Below are 2,778 nucleotides of genomic sequence, written 5' to 3' on the forward strand. Positions count from 1 at the left end.
CACGCCTTGCTCGGTGATAAAGCGTTCGATGCCGTCCACTTGATCGATTATCTGGCTGGCCTGGCTGAAAAAGGCTTTGCCATCGTATGGCTTGCCAGGTTGGGAAAGAACCTCGCGGTTCACCATGGCATTCAGTTGCTCAATTGCCTTCTCGATCGTCTCCCACTGGCCCAGTAGCAATTTGGCTTTATCGGGGTAATCGTCCTTGAGCAGCTGAAGGTTATTGTTGATGCGGGCCAGGCTGTGCGGCAACAAATCATTGACCAGCATATCGGTACGGGCGAATGCTTCCGCCTGATCCGCTGATGCCGTCGCACCGGCACTCACCAGACCGCGCACCTTGCTGAGTTGATCTTCCAGGAGCGGCAAGTCATCGAACAGAATCACCACCTGGTAATAAGCAGCAGACTCCGGGTCTAGCAGCAAACCGGTATCGCCGGCGACATGGTGACGGTATTCATTCAACTGCGAAACCACCGCGCTATGTGCATTGAATGCCGCATTGGCCGACAGGGTTGACCAGTTGCCACGCACGCTGGCCCAATCCTTCGCCAGCCGCTCCATCTTGTCCTGCCATTGCTCGGCCTGGTGAAATGTCTTTTGCGCCATCAAGGTTTGCAACAAGGCATCGACCTTCGATGCGGCTGCCGGTATCGCGCTTTTGGCTACCGCATCGCCAGCTTGGGCTCGGCGCACCAAGCCACGGTGCAGGCGTATTGCATCGGCCAATGGTGAAACCGACAGCAAATAGCGCGCGCCTGCAATCTCCTCTTCATCACGCAGTATCTCTGCCTGGCTGTGCTGGGTTGCCAGAATCAGGAATACCAAGCCGGGGACAATGGCGGCGATGAAAATCAGCAAAAACTTTTTGCTGAAGCTCAGCTTGCTCGCCAACAACTGGAATGGCCCAAACAGACTATCCATCGCCTTCTCCTTGGCCGACACGGCATGCGAAACACGCATCTGCTGGAACAGTGTCGAGATTGATGCATACGTACCAGCGGACACATCAATCTAGTCAGGAGCCGGACGCTCTGCCAGATGCATCGGCTGCTTGCCGGCGCATCTGTCGCAAACGCGCTATTTGCTGACGCCGCACACCACCCGTGCGCCACCACCACCAAGCGGTGCGGGGTGATCGGCATGGTTATCGCCGCCCATATGCAGCATCAAGGAGCGGCCTTGCAGATCGGCCAGCTGCGAGACGGAACATGATCACATGAAACCAAACCCATGAATGGCGCCAACACGGGCTATTGCGGAGCCGGGTGCTCGCTAAACCAGGATAGCGGGATTGCCTCGGCCATGGCCCGATAGGCTGCCGCATTCGGGTGAATATGATCGCCACTATCAAATACCGGGTTCAGACGGGCGGGCTGGCTCGGGTCACGCAATACCGCATCAAAATCAACCAATCCATCGAATTGCTGGCTTTCCCGTAGCCAGGCATTGACGGCCAGCCTTAGTGGCTCCTTGCTGGCCTGGTAGTAACCCGGCTTGCCCAAATCGGCATCCTGAAATGGCGACAGGGTGCTGGCGTAGATGCGTATCCCCTTGGCATGGGCTGCTGCAATCAGCAGGCGATACCCGGCAATCAGCTGATCGACACTAACCGCTTCGGACTCAGGCGCAAACGAGCCAGCAAAGCCAAGATCGTTGATGCCCAACCGCACGATCACATGGCCCACCGCTGGCTGATCAAGCACAGCCTGTTGAAAGCGCACCAAGCCCGCGCGGCCGAACAGCTGGCCGAATTGCGGCGACACTGGCGCATCGCGCAGCAAGCGATTACCGATCAGGCCCTGGTTCAACACGCCGATATGCGTCATCCCCGCCTGCTGCAGACGTTCGGCCAGCACATCGGTCCAGCGCTGGTAGGCATCGTTGGCCGCGCCATCGCCATCAACCTGGGAGTCGCCAAAGGCGACGATGCTGAATGCCGCATCATCACGCGCCACCTCGATACCTGTCAGAAACGGCCAGCTATGCTTGACCGTTGCGCCGCGCCAGCGCTCGCGTGCCACCGCATTGCCGCGCCCGGCCCATAGATAGCTTGGCTGCAAGCCAAGTAGATGACTGGTCGAGGCCGTCGCATCCGGCAGGTAGATACTCACCGCCAACTCGGTGAGCGCGGGCACCACCATGGCCACCGGGTCGCTGAGCACACTGCCATGCGCTGCAATGGTGACCTCGGCCTTTCCGTTGAACAGCACTGCCTGGCTGCTGCCGGCAAGCACATCGGCTCCCTGCGCGCGGCGAGCCAGCTGTACCGCACCGATGCGCAGAGGCTGATCGCCATGCTGGTTGGAAATCCGCAGGCGAGCACCACTCCCGCCCAGGCTGCTGCGCACCACCAAGCGCACGGTCTGCTCCCGATAGCGCACCTGGCCCTTGGGAAACGCCGCCTGTGGTGCTGTCGACCAGCTACCCACCCAGCGCAGTGCCGGCTCAGCGGCGGCCGCTGTCGTCACCATGCCGAGCAGCCACGCACCGAGCAGCCAGCCCAGGCGGGCAGCAGGCCGGGGCAGATTGGCGAGTAGGCGCGTGCGAATGGAGGCAGACATGGGTGGCATCCCAATGTGTTGACAAGGCGCGCAGTCTGGCGCAAACCGACCCGGAGCACAGCGCCATACCTTGCATGGCTACCATGCAAACCGCGCACGACAGCGTGCCAGGCTAGGCTCTGTTGACGTTTTGCCGGCGGATCGCGTTTCGTCGGAAAGCCGCCAGGCGCAAGGCGTTGTGCACGCAAGGTAGTGATCTACCTCAGTGCGCAAC

2 protein-coding genes and 1 pseudogene are annotated in these 2,778 nt (G+C 60.4%); all 3 read right to left on the reverse strand.

The genetic code is table 11. The annotated features are described in order from the left end of the window. A partial coding sequence (locus ACE3OH_RS21345) for a hypothetical protein (protein WP_374358000.1) occupies window positions 1-924 on the reverse strand: 924 nt, incomplete at its 3' end. A gap of 156 nt (window positions 925-1,080) precedes the next feature. Further along, window positions 1,081-1,191 (reverse strand): annotated as a pseudogene (locus ACE3OH_RS21350) (superoxide dismutase); the annotation flags it as partial. Window positions 1,192-1,253: 62 nt separating this feature from the next. Next, on the reverse strand, window positions 1,254-2,564 hold the full coding sequence (locus tag ACE3OH_RS21355) for a GDSL-type esterase/lipase family protein (RefSeq protein WP_374358003.1): 1,311 nt from the start codon (window positions 2,562-2,564) through the stop codon (window positions 1,254-1,256). Between the last annotated feature and the right edge of the window lie 214 nt (window positions 2,565-2,778).

Source organism: Chitinimonas sp. (assembly GCF_041904975.1).
Lineage (GTDB): Bacteria > Pseudomonadota > Gammaproteobacteria > Burkholderiales > Chitinimonadaceae > Chitinimonas.